Raw genomic sequence first — 14578 nt, forward strand, 5'->3', positions numbered from 1 at the left:
CTTTATGACAAGTAAAGTCAAGAGAAAATTGAAAAACACGCGGATAAGTTGTCATTCCTCTCCGTAGTCGACTTCCCAGAGGAAAAGCCCGTTCGCCGGCGCCGTTTTTCCCGCTGCCGCGCGGTCTTTTGCCTCTAACATCGACATAACGGCAGAAGGCTCTGTTCGCCAGCCTCCGACGTCCAGAAGGGTGCCGGCGATGATCCTTACCATATTGTATAGGAAGCCGTTTCCCTTGAATGTGAACGCAATGCCGTCTCTCTCCCTTTCGATCGAGATCTCATAGACGGTCCGGACCTTATTCTCCATTTCCGTCTTGGCGGAACAAAAGCTTGTGAAGTCATGTGTTCCCGTCAATAAAACTGCCGCTTGCCGCATCCTCTCCAAATCGAGCGGATGCGGATAATGGGACGCGTACCTGCAGCGGAAAGGGTCCCTTGCAGCGCTTGTGTATACGAAGTACTTGTATGTCTTCCCTTTCGCATCGAAACGCGCATGGAAGCCTTCTGAGGCCTTCTCGACAGACCGGATGGAGATGTCATCAGGGAGCAGGCCGTTCAGCGCCTTTATCCAGCGTTCTGACGGAAGACGGAGGGGCGAATCAAAATGGATCGTCTGCCCTCTCGCGTGCACCCCTGCGTCTGTCCTTCCCGAACCGGTCACTTTAATCTGGTCCGTCTTGTGCATTTTTCCAAGCGCCTTTTCCAGCTCCTGCTGTACGGTGCGGCCATTATGCTGAATTTGATAGCCGGAGTACGCAGATCCGTCATAGGCGACGATTGCTTTATAACGCTGCATATCTGCAACCACCTCAAATTGTCCTCAAATAAATGAGGAGGATTGCCATCAGAACGATCGACGCGACGGCAGCCGTGTCTTTAGCGGACCAGGTGAGCAGCCGGTACTTGGTCCTGCCTTCTCCTCCCCTGTATCCGCGTGCTTCCATCGCTGTCGCCAACTCTTCAGCCCGTTTGAATGAACTGACAAACAGGGGAATGAGCAGCGGAATGATGGCCTTGATCCGATCCTTGATCGGTCCGCTTGAAAACTCGACCCCTCTCGCCATTTGCGCCTTCATGATTTTGTCGGTCTCATCCATCAGAGTCGGAATGAACCGGAGGGAGATCGACATCATCAACGCAAGCTCATGGACAGGGAAACGCACCCTTTTCAATGGGTTCATGAGGCTTTCCAGTCCGTCCGTCAATGTGATCGGCGTCGTTGTCAACGTAAGCAGCGACGTGACAAAGATGAGCAGCAGGATTCGAATAGAGATGAATATCGCCTGTCTCAACCCATCTTCAAAAATATGAATCGGGCCGAGTGAGAAAATCAAGTCTCCCCCTTTGTTAAAAAACAGCTGCAGGATGAACGTGAACAAGACAAGAAAGATGACGGGCTTCAATCCATTGATCAAAAACTTGAGATTGAGTTTCGACATGGCAATGATCAGCAGCACGAAGAGCAGCAACGCTCCGTATGCCCATGGGTTATTCGCCAGAAAAATAACGATAACAAAGCCGAAAACAAAGATAAGCTTGGCGCGGGGATCAAGCCGATGGATGACCGAGTTTCCCGGGATGTAGCGGCCGAATATCATCTTTTCCATCATTGGCCCTCACCCCTCTTCTTGAAGTCTGTCAGGGCGGCGGTCATTTCCTCTATCGACAGGCATGTTTTGCCGAGCGCGCGGCCAAGTTTTTTTTCTATCATGTACTGGAACCTGACCACTTCCGGAACATCCAAACCAAGCTCAAGCAATTCAGTTGGCTTAGAAAAAATCTCCCTCGGTTTTCCCTCCATTTTGACCCGGCCTTTTTGCATGATCGCAATTTCATCCGCATATTTGGCTGCGTCCTCCATGCTGTGGGTCACGAGAATCGTCGTCAGGCCCTTTTCTTTATGAAGACGGTAAAACATATCCATAATCTCTGTACGGCCCCTTGGATCCAATCCTGCGGTCGGCTCGTCAAGGACGAGTACCTCCGGCTCCATCGCCAGCACCCCGGCGATTGCCACCCGGCGCATTTGCCCCCCGGATAAATCAAAGGGTGACTTGTCCAGAACGTCATTTGGCAGGCCCACTTCCGCAATCAGCCTTCTTGCCCGCTCCTTTGCCTCTTCCTCCTTGACGCCGAAGTTCATCGGACCAAAACAAATATCTTTCTCAACGGTTTCGTCGAATAATTGATGTTCGGGGAATTGGAAGACGATGCCGACCTTTTGCCGGATCGGCCGCAAGTTTTTTTCCTTCTTTTGCGAATCGATAACACGGTCTCCAATCACTACCTGTCCCCTTGTCGGTTTCAATAGTGCATTGAGATGCTGTAAAACCGTCGACTTGCCCGAGCCTGTATGGCCGATGATCGCCAGAAATGTACCGCTTGGAATCGTCAGGTTAATGTCTTGCAAGGCAAGATGCTCGAATGGGGTATTTGCTGAATACTTATATTCTACTTGCTGAAGTGCAATGTCCATAATTCATTCACCAACTCTTCATCTGTCAAATACGTACCCGGCAATTCCAGACCAGCTTCCTGCAGGGCATTCCCCATCTTCACCGGGAAAGGGATATCAAGACCCAGGTCTGTCAGTTCCTTGCCCATCCGGAAAATTTCTTTCGGGCTCCCTTCTCTGTAGACCTGTCCTTTGTTCATTACAATGATCCGGTCAGCCTTTGCTGCTTCCTCCAGATCATGCGTAATCGAAATGACCGAAATTGCTTCTTCGCGCATCAATTCCCTGATCGTTCCGAGGACCTCTTCTCTGCCAAGAGGGTCCAGCATCGAAGTCGCTTCATCCAAAATGATCACCTTCGGCTGCAGCGCGATTATACCCGCTATTGCGACACGCTGTTTTTGTCCGCCGGAAAGATGATGCGGCTCTTGGTCAAGAAAGTCCTCCATCCTGACCCGTTCAAGCGCAGTTCGCACTCTTTTTGCCATAAGCTCGTGAGGAACCCCGTTATTCTCCAGGCCAAAAGCCACATCATCTTGTACAGTCGTCCCGACAAATTGATTGTCCGGGTTTTGAAAAACCATGCCAATCAACCTCCGGATATCCCAGACCGTTTCTTCACCAAGTTTGATACCTTTAATGCTGACTTCTCCCTTTTCAGGAAACTGCAGGCCATTTAAGATTTTGGCAAGCGTTGACTTGCCTGAACCATTATGCCCGACGATGGCGAGCCATTCCCCCTCTTTAACGGAGAAAGATACGTCCTGAAGCGCATATGTATGTTGTCCTTCATACTTAAACGTGACATCCTGAAGCGTTATCATTTCTGCCTCCATGTCCTCTCCCCCTCTCTACTCTGCTCTGCTCTTCTCCTGCTAAAAAACCCCTATAAATAGAAAAAAAGCCTGCACCTCACTCCAAGAAGCAAAGGCGAATCTTCGCTTCCAATCCGTTACAATCTGCCGGGATTTTCTCAACTTTTCCGTGAGGGAGGAGGTGCATGGAGCTAGACAGGATCACCCATATACCGGATGCCTATCGTAACGCTCTTTTTAGCTTTTACGTCTATTTGAAAATGTTTCGGTGTCGGCCGGAATCCGCGGGACGCGGCCCTCCTGCCAGGCTGTGGCCTGTCCAGCCGCTGCAACGGATGGCCAGGTGCAGTTTTCAACACCGTCATTTGGAAAAAAGGGCATAAGCCGTCAGTGGGAAACTAACTGCCCTGCCCTTTCAGCCTTTACAATCTTATACCAATTCGATAATCACCATAGGTGCACCATCGCCGCGGCGTGGGCCAACCTTCATGATGCGAGTGTAACCGCCTTGGCGCTCTGCATAACGAGGAGCAATATCAGCAAAAAGCTTTTGAACTGCATCTTGCTTTGTCTCTTCGTTGGCAACTTCATTGCGGACATATGCTGCAGCTTGACGGCGTGCATGCAAGTCACCGCGTTTACCAAGTGTAATCATTTTTTCAACAACGGAGCGAAGTTCCTTCGCGCGTGCTTCTGTTGTTTCAATGCGTTCGCTGATGATCAGGTCTGTAGTTAGATCGCGAAGCAGGGCTTTACGTTGAGAGCTCGTACGTCCTAGTTTTCTATAAGACATCAAGTTTCCCTCCTTTTTTGTTGATATGTTTAGTATTTGTCTGTCATCTTATCAGTCGTCTTTGCGCAGGCCGAGACCAAGGTCATCAAGCTTCGCTTTGACTTCTTCCAAGGATTTTCTTCCTAAATTGCGGACCTTCATCATGTCCTCTTCTGTCTTGCTTGCAAGCTCTTGGACTGTGTTGATTCCGGCACGTTTCAAACAATTGTAGGAACGAACGGAAAGATCAAGTTCCTCAATCGTCATTTCCAGTACTTTTTCCTTCTGGTCTTCTTCTTTTTCAACCATGATTTCAGCGTTTTGTGCTTCATCAGTCAGGCCGACAAAGATGTTCAAGTGTTCCGTCAGGATTTTTGCACCAAGAGAAATGGCTTCTTTCGGACCAATGCTTCCATCTGTCCAAACATCAAGTGATAGCTTATCGTAGTTTGTGCTCTGTCCGACACGCGTGTTTTCAACTTGATAGTTGACGCGCGATACAGGTGTATAAATGGAATCAATTGGAATAACGCCGATTGGCAGGTCATCACGTTTGTTGTGGTCGGCAGGCGTATAGCCGCGTCCGCGTCTTGCTGACATCCGCACGCGGAAGTTGGCATTGTTGCCAAGTGTCGCAATGTGCAGGTCAGGATTCAAGATTTCCACGTCACTGTCATGCATGATATCAGATGCCTTGACGACACCCTCGCCTTGAACGTCGATTTCCAATGTCTTCTCTTCGTCAGAATACACTTTTAACGCAAGCTTTTTAAGATTAAGGATGATAGTGGTAACATCTTCGACGACGCCTTCAACCGTTGAAAATTCATGCTGGACACCTTCCACTTGGATGGAAGTGATGGCCGCACCAGGGAGTGACGATAGCAGGATACGACGCAAGGAGTTACCCAAAGTTGTACCATACCCACGCTCTAGTGGTTCGACAACGAATTTTCCATATTTGGCATCATCGCTGATCTCAATCGTTTCAATTTTTGGCTTTTCAATTTCGATCATTCAAATATACCCTCCTTCAAAACGTCGAAACTCCAGGTTCCCGCAAGGAAACAGCTGAAATTCCCCATGTTACAATCCCATTTGTGCAACAACTGGATGAAGAATTTACTCCGTTACGCATAAATGTATATAATACCCCATTATAGACAGGCCATACACATTTTATACACCGGAATAATTATACACGACGACGTTTTGGCGGACGGCATCCGTTATGAGGAACTGGAGTTACATCTCTGATCGCTGTAACTTCCAAACCAGCTGCTTGCAATGCGCGGATTGCAGCTTCACGGCCGGCTCCTGGACCTTTAACGGTTACTTCAAGGCTTCTCAAGCCATGTTCCATAGATGTCTTTGCAGCTGTTTCAGCAGCCATCTGTGCTGCGAATGGAGTGGATTTACGTGAACCTTTGAATCCAAGTGCTCCGGCTGAAGACCAAGAAAGTGCATTTCCTTGAGAGTCTGTGATCGTTACGATTGTATTGTTGAAAGTAGAACGGATGTGTGCAATACCAGTTTCGATATTCTTTTTCACACGACGTTTACGAGTATTAGTTTTACGTGCCATGGTAACAAATAACCTCCTTTACCTATTATTTTTTCTTGCCCGCTACCGTTTTACGAGGACCTTTTCGAGTACGAGCATTGTTTTTAGTGTTTTGACCACGAACAGGAAGGCCGCGGCGATGGCGAAGACCACGATATGATCCGATCTCCATCAGGCGTTTGATGTTCAGGGAGATTTCACGGCGAAGATCCCCTTCAACTTTGTAAGTGTCAATAATATCACGGATTTTGTTCAGCTCGTCATCTGTCAGGTCGCGAACGCGAGTATCTTCAGAGACACCGGCTGCAGCCAAGATTTTGGAAGCAGTGTTTTTGCCGATTCCGTAAATGTAAGTTAATGAAATGACTACGCGCTTTTCACGCGGAATGTCTACACCAGCAATACGTGCCATTGTATAGGTGCACCTCCTCTTATCCTTGTTTTTGTTTGTGTTTAGGGTTTTCGCAAATAACCATTACTTTCCCTTTTCTGCGGATGACTTTGCATTTCTCGCAGATGGGCTTCACTGATGGTCTGACTTTCATTGTTTATAACCTCCTTAGTAGTCCGGAGTGCCTGTTTATTTAAAGCGATAGGTGATTCTGCCGCGTGTCAGGTCATAAGGAGAAAGTTCCACTGTTACTTTGTCTCCAGGCAAAATGCGTATGAAATGCATGCGGATCTTGCCGGATACATGGGCAAGAACAGTATGGCCATTTTCTAATTCTACCTTAAACATCGCGTTTGGCAAAGTATCAACTACCGTGCCTTCTACTTCAATTACATCGTCTTTCGCCACTAAATCCGTCTCCCTTCTCTCGTTCTTTCAATTCATCCTCCGCAAACTTGGTGAGCGCCCAGCGAATCTTGCCATTTGTAACCCGTCCAGTTTCGAGTATGCTGCTTTGCACTTCTTGAGATACATAGTCGTAACACACAAGATGCTGGATGTTCTTCTTCTTTGGATTATCAAACTTTCTTTTATCACCATCAGCAATAAGAACAAACCGTTGATCAATGGATTGGATGATAACTGAGAACTGCCCAGCGTTTCTTCCTTTATTTTCAAGGACAACTTGACCGATACGGGGAGCCGAATCAGACTCGTTCAAAGGGATCACCTGCGCTCAAATTCTTGTTAAAATCTCATAACCTGCTTCCGTAATGGCTACAGTATGCTCAAAGTGCGCACAATTCTTTCCGTCCACTGTAACGACAGTCCAATTATCCGCCAGCGTTCTGACATAGCGGCTGCCTGCATTCACCATCGGTTCAACAGCCAGCACCATGCCCGGTCGAAGACGGGGTCCTTTATTGGGCGGTCCATAATGGGGGATTTGCGGAGCTTCATGCAAGTCTTGCCCAACCCCATGTCCGACATACTCTCGGACAATCGAGAAGCCATGCGGTTCCACATAGGACTGAATTGCGTGGGATATATTTGAAAGACGTTCACCCGGCTTGGCTTCTTCCAGGCCGATATAGAGAGACTTCTCTGTGACATCCAGCAGTTTCTGTGCGTCCTCACTGATCTCTCCGACTGCATATGTCCAAGCCGAATCGCCGTGGTATCCGTTGTACTTGGCCCCAATATCCAAGCTAATGATGTCTCCTGCATGCAATACGCGGTCACCCGGTATCCCGTGCACGAGCTCCTCATTAACAGATGCACAAATACTGCCTTTGAAGCCGTTATATCCTTTGAATGACGGATAGGCATCATGCTGCTTAATGAACTTCTCGGCAATTTGATCAAGCTCTCTTGTCGTGATTCCCGGCTTGATATGCTTTTGCAGTTCCTGATGTGTCAAAGCAACAATCCTGCCGGCTTCTCTCATGATTTCAAGTTCACGAGGAGTTTTGCAAATGATCATCCTTTCAGCCCCTCAAGAAGCTGGTCGACGTCTGCAAATACCTCATCGATATGCTGTTGGCCATTGATATTTCGCAAATAGCCTTTGCCTTGATAAAAGTCCAGAAGCGGTTTTGTCTGTTTCATGTTCACATCAAGGCGGTTTTGAACTGTTTCTTCATTGTCATCTGGACGCTGATACAGTTCGCCTCCGCACCGGTCACACGTTCCATCAACAGCCGGCGGGTTAAAGACAAGATGGTAAGTGGCTCCGCAGTTTCGGCAGATCCTGCGGCCTGTCAGCCTCTCCATCAAAATGCTTTGATCCACTTCGATATTGATGACGTAATCGATTTTCTTGTTCAATTGGCTGAGAATGTCCTCAAGTGCTTCTGCCTGCGCGACGGTTCTTGGAAAACCATCCAGCAGAAACCCTTGGCGGCAATCTTCCTTATCCAGTCGTTCACGAACGATGCCGATTGTAACTTCATCGGGCACCAATTCGCCCTTATCCATGAAAGACTTGGCTTTCAAACCGAGCTGGGTGCCTTCGCTGATGGCAGCACGGAACATATCTCCTGTAGAAATATGAGGTATTCCATACTTTTCTACAATCTTATCTGCCTGTGTGCCTTTCCCGGCACCGGGAAGACCCATGAGTACTAGATTCAATCGTTTCGCCCCCGAGCATCTCAATGGGTTTCAGGAACAAGCTGATTGTTCCTAAAACCATCTCGATTATTTAATGAAGCCTTTGTAGTGACGCTTCACCAGCTGGGCTTCCAGTTGTTTCATTGTTTCAAGCGCAACCCCGACGACAACCAACAAGCTCGTTCCGCCGATTGTTGCTGAACTCGGAAGTCCGGCAAACTTAACAAAGAAAACCGGAAGGATGGAAATGCCTGCAAGGAAAATGGCACCGACAAAAGTTAGACGGTATAGAACCCGTGTTAAATACTCTTGTGTGTTTTTACCCGGCCGGATTCCCGGAATGTATCCGCCTTGCTTCTTTAAGTTTTCAGACACCTGTTCAGGATTCACTTGAACAAAAGCATAGAAATACGTAAAAGCGATAATCAGTGCTACGAAAACAAGCATGCCGATTGGCTTGGAATGGTCGAAGATTCCTTGAATCTTACTTGCCGTCTCACCTGACGCAAAAAAAGTCGCGATCGTTTGCGGAGTAACAATAAAGGCACTCGCAAAAATAACTGGAATAACTCCAGCCGCGTTTACTTTCAATGGCAAGTGAGTCGATTGTCCGCCAACAGGGCTGCGGCCATCCACTCGTTTTGCATACTGAATCGGAATTTTACGCAAAGCTTGCTGAACAAATACGACCCCAACAATAATCGCAATGATAGCCAAAACGATTAAAAGCAAAACGACAATCTTCAAAAAGAGTTGGTCGCCTGCTCCCTGAAGTTGTTGAGCGTAGATTTGGTTTACAGCACTAGGAATACCAGCAACAATACCGGCAAAGATAATGATGGATATTCCATTGCCCACCCCTTTGGAGGTGATTTCCTCACCAAGCCACATGAGGAAAGCTGTACCAGCCGTCAATACGATTGCAATGGTTGCATACGTAGAGAAGCCGGGATCTTTAATCAACTGCAATTGAGTCATTTGGTTAAAACCGAATGCCATTGCCATTGATTGGAAGAGAGCAAGTATGATGGTGAAGTAGCGCGTGAACTGAGCAAGCTTCTTGCGCCCCACTTCTCCTTGTTTGGACCACTCTGTGAATTTCGGCACGACGTCCATCTGCAATAACTGGACGATGATCGATGCTGTGATGTACGGCATGATCCCCATAGCAAAGATGGAGAAGTTTTTCAACGCGCCGCCGCCAAAGATATTCATGAATCCAAACAGGCTCGCCTGATCCTGCATTTTGAGTACGTTGGCGTCTACACCGGGAACCGGGATAAACGCACCTACTCGAAATACTACTAGCATTAAGAGGGTGAATAGGATCTTTCGTCGAATATCACCCACGCGCATAAGATTGGAGATCGTACGGAACATCAAATCACCTCAGTTTTACCACCGGCAGCCTCAATTGCCTCAATAGCAGCAGAGGAGAATTTGTTAGCTTTAACAGTCAGCTTTTTCTCGATGTTGCCGTTAGCAAGAATTTTAATACCTGACTTCTGATTACGTACAACACCAGTTTCGATAAGAAGTTCTGGAGTTACTTCTGTACCGTCTTCAAAGCGATTTAGCTCAGTAAGGTTCACAATTGCAAACTCTTTGCGATTGATGTTCGTAAAGCCGCGTTTTGGCAAACGTCTGAAAAGTGGTGTTTGACCACCTTCAAAACCAAGGCGAACACCGCCGCCTGAACGGGCTTTCTGACCTTTATGGCCTTTTCCGGCTGTTTTTCCGTTACCGGAACCGATGCCTCGGCCAACACGGTTGCGTTCTTTGCGAGATCCTTCAGCAGGTTTTAACTCATGAAGATTCATTGTTGGCACCTCCTTATGTTGAAAATTAATTATTGTTCTTTAACGGAAACCAGATGGGAAACTTTTTCGATCATGCCGCGGATTGAGGCATTGTCTTCATGTTCCACTGTTTGGTGAAGTTTGCGCAGGCCCAATGCCTTCACAGTTTCACGCTGGCCTTCTGTACGTCCGATCAAGCTTTTTTTGAGGGTGATTGCGAGTTTTGTTGCCATGGTCATTCCCTCCTTAACCTAACAGTTCTTCAACTGTTTTATTACGCAATTTCGCTACATCTTCAGCACGCTTCAGGTTCTTGATTCCTTCGATTGTAGCACGCACCATGTTGATCGGTGTGCTAGATCCAAGGGATTTAGAAGTGATATCAGCAATACCTGCCAATTCAAGTACCGCACGGACAGGTCCGCCTGCGATAACACCTGTACCTTCAGAAGCCGGCTTCAACAAGATTTGTCCGCCGCCGAAACGACCGATGATGTCATGCGGGATTGTTGTACCCACTGTTGGCACTGCAACAAGGTTTTTCTTAGCATCTTCGATGGCTTTGCGGATCGCATCAGGAACTTCTTGTGCTTTTCCTGTACCAAATCCGACATGTCCATTCTTGTCACCCACGACTACTAGAGCCGTAAAGCGGAAACGACGTCCACCTTTAACAACTTTAGCAACACGATTGACCGTTACTACGCGTTCTTCAAGTTCCAGTTTATTTGGGTCAATATGACGCATATTGTATGTCCCTCCTTCTTATTAAAATACAAGTCCGTTTTCACGCGCTGCATCAGCAAGAGCCTTAACGCGGCCATGGTATAGATAGCCTCCGCGGTCGAAAACTACACTTGAAACTCCTTTTTCAACTGCACGCTTAGCGACGAGCTCCCCAACTTTTTGAGCAGCATCTACATTGCCAGCAGACTCGAGGTTCAATTCTTTATCAAGTGTTGAAGCACTTGCAATTGTTACGCCTTTTTCATCATCGATCAATTGGGCGTAGATGTTTTTATTGGAACGGTACACGTTAAGACGTGGACGCAAAGCAGTTCCGCTCAGTTTAGAACGTACACGTGCATGTCTTTTCTTACGTACCTTGTTCTTATCCTGCTTAGTGATCATTTACGAGTCACTCCTTTCGGTGCCTAAGCGGCATTATTTACCTGTTTTACCTTCTTTGCGGCGAACAACTTCACCTTCGTAACGGATTCCTTTGCCTTTATATGGCTCTGGAGGACGTACCGCACGGATGTTGGATGCAAGTGCACCGACTTTTTCCTTGTTATAGCCTTTGACAATGATCTTTGTATTGGCAGGAACTTCAACTTCCACGCCTTCTTCAGGTTCGAATTCGACCGGATGGGAGTACCCTACGTTCAATACGAGTTTCTTGCCTTGTTTTTGTGCACGGTAACCGACACCGACAAGCTCAAGGGACTTCTCAAAACCTTGGGAGACACCTTCTACCATGTTTGAAAGAAGTGAACGAGTTGTTCCGTGGATAGAACGGTGTTCTTTCGCATCGGATGGGCGGACAATCGTAATCACGTTGTCTTCAATGTTGATTTGCATATCAGCATTGAACGTGTTTGTCAGTTCGCCTTTAGGCCCTTTCACTGTTACAGTTTGGCCGTTTTGAGTAACGGTTACGCCACTTGGAATTTCAATTGGTTTTTTACCTATACGAGACATTTCATTGCACCTCCGTTCTTTAGAAGAATATTACCAAACGTACGCTAGTACTTCGCCGCCGACTTGCTTCGCTCTAGCTTCTTTGTCAGTCAATACGCCCTGAGAAGTAGAAACAAGTGCGATGCCAAGTCCGTTAAGTACTTTCGGCACTTCAGTTGCTTGAGCATATACACGCAGACCAGGCTTGCTGATGCGTTTCAGGCCAGTAATAACCCGTTCATTGTTGGCACCGTATTTAAGGAAAATACGAATGATGCCTTGCTTGTTGTCTTCAATATATTCTACGTCACGGACGAAACCTTCACGCTTGAGGATTTCTGCAATGTCTTTTTTGATATTGGAAGCAGGAACTTCCAATTTCTCGTGACGGACCATATTTGCGTTACGGATACGAGTAAGCAAATCTGCAATTGGATCAGTCATAACCATTTATATTTACCTCCTTCCCAAATTCGGTCTTACCAGCTGGCTTTTTTGACGCCAGGAATTTGACCCTTGTATGCAAGTTCACGGAAACAGATACGGCAAAGTTTAAATTTGCGAATCACAGAATGTGGACGGCCGCAACGTTCGCAGCGTGTATATTCTTGCACTTTATACTTTGGCGTACGTTTTTGTTTCACGATCATTGATTTTTTAGCCACGATTTAGCCTCCCTTTTTTATCGATTACTTTTGGAATGGCATTCCAAACGCAGTCAGTAGTTCACGAGCTTCTTCGTCAGTGTTTGCTGTTGTTACGATGACAATGTCCATGCCCCGAACTTTGCTCACTTTATCATAATCAATTTCAGGGAAGATGAGTTGTTCTTTGACACCCAGCGTGTAGTTGCCTCTGCCGTCGAAAGCTTTTTTCGAGATTCCGCGGAAGTCACGTACACGTGGAAGTGATACAGAGACCAATTTATCAAAGAACTCATACATGCGCTCGCCGCGAAGAGTAACTTTCGCGCCAATCGGCATTCCTTCACGTAGACGGAACCCTGCGATTGAGTTTTTCGCTTTAGTGACTACTGGCTTCTGACCAGTGATGAGTGTTAGTTCTTCAACTGCGTTGTCAAGTACCTTCGCGTTTTGAACGGCATCGCCGACACCCATGTTTACTACGATTTTTTCGAGCTTCGGTACTTCCATGACCGATTTATAGTTAAACTTGCTCATGAGAGCAGGAGTGATTTCTTTTTGGAACTTTTCCTTTAGGCGGTTCATACTGTGTACCTCCCTTCATCTTTCTTTACTTAATGATCTTTTTTTCCATATCTTTATCTAAAATTTCGCCGGACTTTTTGGATACACGTACAGATTTGTACACTTCTTTTTTCTCGTTATCGACTTTAACGAGAACTTTGACTTTCTTGTATCCTACGCGTGTCGGCTCATTAGTTTTAGGGTCAATCACCATAACGTTGGAAGCGTGGATAGCTGCTTCTTTGCTGATGATTCCACCTTGAGGGTTGTCTTGGGAAGGTTTCGCATGTTTCTTAACGACGTTGATTCCTTCAACTAGCACACGCTCTTTTTTAGGGAAGGCAGCCAAAACAGTACCTGTTTTTCCTTTGTCTTTGCCAGTGATCACTTTTACTTTGTCACCTTTTTTAATGTGCATCTGGTCGCACCTCCTTGAATAACCGAGTCAAAATAGTATTAAAGAACTTCTGGAGCAAGAGAAACGATTTTCATGAAGTTGTTGTCACGAAGTTCGCGCGCTACAGGTCCGAAGATACGAGTTCCACGAGGAGCTTTATCATCACGGATAATTACACAAGCATTCTCATCAAATTTGATATAAGAGCCATCTGCACGGCGTGCACCACTCTTTGTGCGGACGATAACCGCTTTGACGATGTCGCCTTTTTTGACAACGCCTCCTGGTGTTGCGTGTTTCACTGTACAAACGATCACATCACCAATGTTAGCGGTCTTGCGTCCTGATCCGCCAAGCACCTTGATTGTCAAAACCTCACGGGCACCAGAGTTGTCAGCTACTTTCAAACGGGATTCCTGTTGAATCATCTTGTTTACCTCCTTTCGGAAAACATCATCCGAAACTAATCAATTAGATAATAACAGCTTTCTCAACGACTTCGAGAAGACGAAAACGTTTTGTTGCTGATAGCGGCCGAGTTTCCATAATGCGGACTACATCGCCGATTTTTGCTTCGTTTTGTTCATCATGTGCTTTGAACTTCTTTGAATATTTAACGCGTTTGCCGTAAAGTGAATGTTTCTTGTATGTTTCAACCATAACTACGACGGTTTTATCCATTTTGTCAGAAACAACACGTCCAGTGTAAACCTTGCGCTGGTTGCGTTCGCTCATCCTGCAAACCTCCTCTCAATTATCGGTTGTTAACTTCTAGCTCTCTTTCACGAATAACAGTTTTAAGACGGGCAATGCCCTTGCGTACTTCGCGGATGCGAGCTGTGTTTTCAAGTTGTCCAGTAGCTAATTGGAAGCGAAGGTTAAATAGTTCTTCCTTCAGGGATTTTACGTTTTGTTCAATTTCGGCAGTGGTTAATTCACGGATTTCATTAGCCTTCATTTCGTTCACCACCAATTTCTTCTCGTTTAACAAACTTGCACTTTACCGGAAGCTTGTGAGCTGCAAGGCGTAGTGCTTCGCGTGCTACTTCTTCAGATACACCGGCAATTTCAAACATGATCTTGCCTGGTTTTACAACTGCAACCCAGCCTTCAGGTGCCCCTTTACCGGAACCCATCCGTACTTCAAGAGGTTTTGCTGTATATGGTTTGTGCGGGAAAATTTTAATCCAGACTTTACCGCCACGTTTCATGTAACGAGTCATCGCGATACGGGCAGCTTCGATTTGGCGGTTTGTGATCCAAGATGCTTCAACAGCTTGCAAACCGTATTCGCCGAATGCTACTTCCGTGCCGCCTTTCGCACGTCCGCGCATCTTTCCGCGGTGTTCTCTGCGATATTTAACGCGTTTAGGCAATAACATG

At 46.7% G+C, this 14578-nt stretch carries 27 protein-coding genes; all 27 read right to left on the reverse strand.

Annotation, left to right across the window (positions count from 1 at the left end; all coding sequences use genetic code 11):
• Positions 1-51 precede the first annotated feature (51 nt).
• The 27 genes from truA to rplP all read right to left on the reverse strand — a co-directional run bounded on the left by truA (position 52) and on the right by rplP (position 14577).
• The gene (gene truA, locus AC0TWI_RS04420; protein ID WP_488125129.1) at positions 52-798 is read right to left on the reverse strand and encodes a tRNA pseudouridine(38-40) synthase TruA; all 747 of its coding nucleotides are present in this window, start codon (positions 796-798) and stop codon (positions 52-54) included.
• 13 nt (positions 799-811) lie between these two features.
• The gene (locus AC0TWI_RS04425; RefSeq protein ID WP_488125130.1) at positions 812-1612 is read right to left on the reverse strand and encodes an energy-coupling factor transporter transmembrane component T family protein; all 801 of its coding nucleotides are present in this window, start codon (positions 1610-1612) and stop codon (positions 812-814) included.
• Positions 1609-2478, reverse strand: a complete 870-nt coding sequence (locus AC0TWI_RS04430; protein WP_488125131.1) for an energy-coupling factor ABC transporter ATP-binding protein — start codon at positions 2476-2478, stop codon at positions 1609-1611. The genes AC0TWI_RS04425 and AC0TWI_RS04430 overlap by 4 nt, the downstream gene beginning before the upstream one ends.
• Positions 2454-3293, reverse strand: a complete 840-nt coding sequence (locus AC0TWI_RS04435; protein ID WP_488125132.1) for an energy-coupling factor ABC transporter ATP-binding protein — start codon at positions 3291-3293, stop codon at positions 2454-2456. Before AC0TWI_RS04435 ends, AC0TWI_RS04430 begins: the two co-directional genes overlap by 25 nt.
• A 409-nt stretch (positions 3294-3702) precedes the next feature.
• Positions 3703-4065 (reverse strand): 50S ribosomal protein L17, encoded by a 363-nt coding sequence (gene rplQ, locus AC0TWI_RS04440; protein WP_488125133.1) that lies wholly within the window; start codon positions 4063-4065, stop codon positions 3703-3705.
• Between the two features lie 51 nt (positions 4066-4116).
• Complete coding sequence (locus tag AC0TWI_RS04445; RefSeq protein WP_488125134.1) at positions 4117-5061, reverse strand: DNA-directed RNA polymerase subunit alpha; 945 nt, start codon at positions 5059-5061, stop codon at positions 4117-4119.
• A 178-nt stretch (positions 5062-5239) separates the two neighbouring features.
• Positions 5240-5629, reverse strand: coding sequence for a 30S ribosomal protein S11 (rpsK, locus tag AC0TWI_RS04450; RefSeq protein WP_488125135.1), 390 nt, complete (start codon positions 5627-5629; stop codon positions 5240-5242).
• 25 nt (positions 5630-5654) lie between these two features.
• Positions 5655-6020: a 30S ribosomal protein S13 gene (gene rpsM / locus AC0TWI_RS04455; protein WP_488125136.1), complete on the reverse strand. Its 366-nt coding sequence runs from the start codon at positions 6018-6020 to the stop codon at positions 5655-5657.
• 19 nt (positions 6021-6039) lie between these two features.
• Positions 6040-6153: a 50S ribosomal protein L36 gene (gene rpmJ, locus AC0TWI_RS04460; protein ID WP_003156543.1), complete on the reverse strand. Its 114-nt coding sequence runs from the start codon at positions 6151-6153 to the stop codon at positions 6040-6042.
• A 35-nt stretch (positions 6154-6188) separates the two neighbouring features.
• Entirely contained in the window at positions 6189-6407 is a 219-nt protein-coding gene (gene infA / locus AC0TWI_RS04465; protein WP_163241668.1) for a translation initiation factor IF-1, read from the reverse strand.
• A complete protein-coding gene (locus AC0TWI_RS04470; protein ID WP_488125137.1) occupies positions 6385-6720 on the reverse strand; it encodes a KOW domain-containing RNA-binding protein in 336 nt (111 codons plus the stop codon). Before AC0TWI_RS04470 ends, infA begins: the two co-directional genes overlap by 23 nt.
• Before the next feature lie 15 nt (positions 6721-6735).
• Positions 6736-7482, reverse strand: coding sequence for a type I methionyl aminopeptidase (gene map / locus AC0TWI_RS04475; RefSeq protein ID WP_488125138.1), 747 nt, complete (start codon positions 7480-7482; stop codon positions 6736-6738).
• Positions 7479-8132 carry an adenylate kinase gene (locus AC0TWI_RS04480; RefSeq protein ID WP_488125139.1) on the reverse strand — a complete coding sequence of 218 codons (654 nt, stop codon included), beginning with the start codon at positions 8130-8132 and terminating at the stop codon, positions 7479-7481. The genes map and AC0TWI_RS04480 overlap by 4 nt, the downstream gene beginning before the upstream one ends.
• 66 nt (positions 8133-8198) lie before the next feature.
• A complete protein-coding gene (secY, locus tag AC0TWI_RS04485) occupies positions 8199-9491 on the reverse strand; it encodes a preprotein translocase subunit SecY (RefSeq protein WP_488125140.1) in 1293 nt (430 codons plus the stop codon).
• Positions 9491-9931: a 50S ribosomal protein L15 gene (gene rplO, locus AC0TWI_RS04490; RefSeq protein WP_488125141.1), complete on the reverse strand. Its 441-nt coding sequence runs from the start codon at positions 9929-9931 to the stop codon at positions 9491-9493. The genes secY and rplO overlap by 1 nt, the downstream gene beginning before the upstream one ends.
• A 29-nt stretch (positions 9932-9960) precedes the next feature.
• Positions 9961-10143, reverse strand: a complete 183-nt coding sequence (gene rpmD / locus AC0TWI_RS04495; protein WP_488125142.1) for a 50S ribosomal protein L30 — start codon at positions 10141-10143, stop codon at positions 9961-9963.
• Positions 10144-10156: 13 nt separating this feature from the next.
• Complete coding sequence (gene rpsE / locus AC0TWI_RS04500; protein WP_488125143.1) at positions 10157-10657, reverse strand: 30S ribosomal protein S5; 501 nt, start codon at positions 10655-10657, stop codon at positions 10157-10159.
• A 21-nt stretch (positions 10658-10678) separates the two neighbouring features.
• The gene (gene rplR / locus AC0TWI_RS04505; protein WP_488125144.1) at positions 10679-11041 is read right to left on the reverse strand and encodes a 50S ribosomal protein L18; all 363 of its coding nucleotides are present in this window, start codon (positions 11039-11041) and stop codon (positions 10679-10681) included.
• A 33-nt stretch (positions 11042-11074) separates the two neighbouring features.
• Positions 11075-11611: a 50S ribosomal protein L6 gene (gene rplF, locus AC0TWI_RS04510; protein ID WP_488125145.1), complete on the reverse strand. Its 537-nt coding sequence runs from the start codon at positions 11609-11611 to the stop codon at positions 11075-11077.
• 30 nt (positions 11612-11641) lie between these two features.
• Positions 11642-12040, reverse strand: coding sequence for a 30S ribosomal protein S8 (rpsH, locus tag AC0TWI_RS04515; RefSeq protein WP_488125146.1), 399 nt, complete (start codon positions 12038-12040; stop codon positions 11642-11644).
• A gap of 29 nt (positions 12041-12069) precedes the next feature.
• Positions 12070-12255, reverse strand: a complete 186-nt coding sequence (gene rpsN / locus AC0TWI_RS04520) for a 30S ribosomal protein S14 (RefSeq protein WP_488125147.1) — start codon at positions 12253-12255, stop codon at positions 12070-12072.
• Between the two features lie 24 nt (positions 12256-12279).
• The gene (rplE, locus tag AC0TWI_RS04525; RefSeq protein WP_488125148.1) at positions 12280-12819 is read right to left on the reverse strand and encodes a 50S ribosomal protein L5; all 540 of its coding nucleotides are present in this window, start codon (positions 12817-12819) and stop codon (positions 12280-12282) included.
• Between the two features lie 25 nt (positions 12820-12844).
• A complete protein-coding gene (gene rplX, locus AC0TWI_RS04530) occupies positions 12845-13216 on the reverse strand; it encodes a 50S ribosomal protein L24 (RefSeq protein ID WP_488125149.1) in 372 nt (123 codons plus the stop codon).
• A gap of 38 nt (positions 13217-13254) precedes the next feature.
• Positions 13255-13623 (reverse strand): 50S ribosomal protein L14, encoded by a 369-nt coding sequence (gene rplN / locus AC0TWI_RS04535; RefSeq protein ID WP_488125150.1) that lies wholly within the window; start codon positions 13621-13623, stop codon positions 13255-13257.
• Between the two features lie 43 nt (positions 13624-13666).
• Positions 13667-13930, reverse strand: coding sequence for a 30S ribosomal protein S17 (gene rpsQ, locus AC0TWI_RS04540; protein WP_488125151.1), 264 nt, complete (start codon positions 13928-13930; stop codon positions 13667-13669).
• A 19-nt stretch (positions 13931-13949) separates the two neighbouring features.
• Entirely contained in the window at positions 13950-14153 is a 204-nt protein-coding gene (gene rpmC / locus AC0TWI_RS04545; RefSeq protein WP_488125152.1) for a 50S ribosomal protein L29, read from the reverse strand.
• Entirely contained in the window at positions 14143-14577 is a 435-nt protein-coding gene (gene rplP, locus AC0TWI_RS04550) for a 50S ribosomal protein L16 (protein ID WP_488125153.1), read from the reverse strand. Before rplP ends, rpmC begins: the two co-directional genes overlap by 11 nt.
• Position 14578: the final 1 nt, after the last annotated feature.

Source organism: Lederbergia sp. B243.17 (assembly GCF_057657925.1).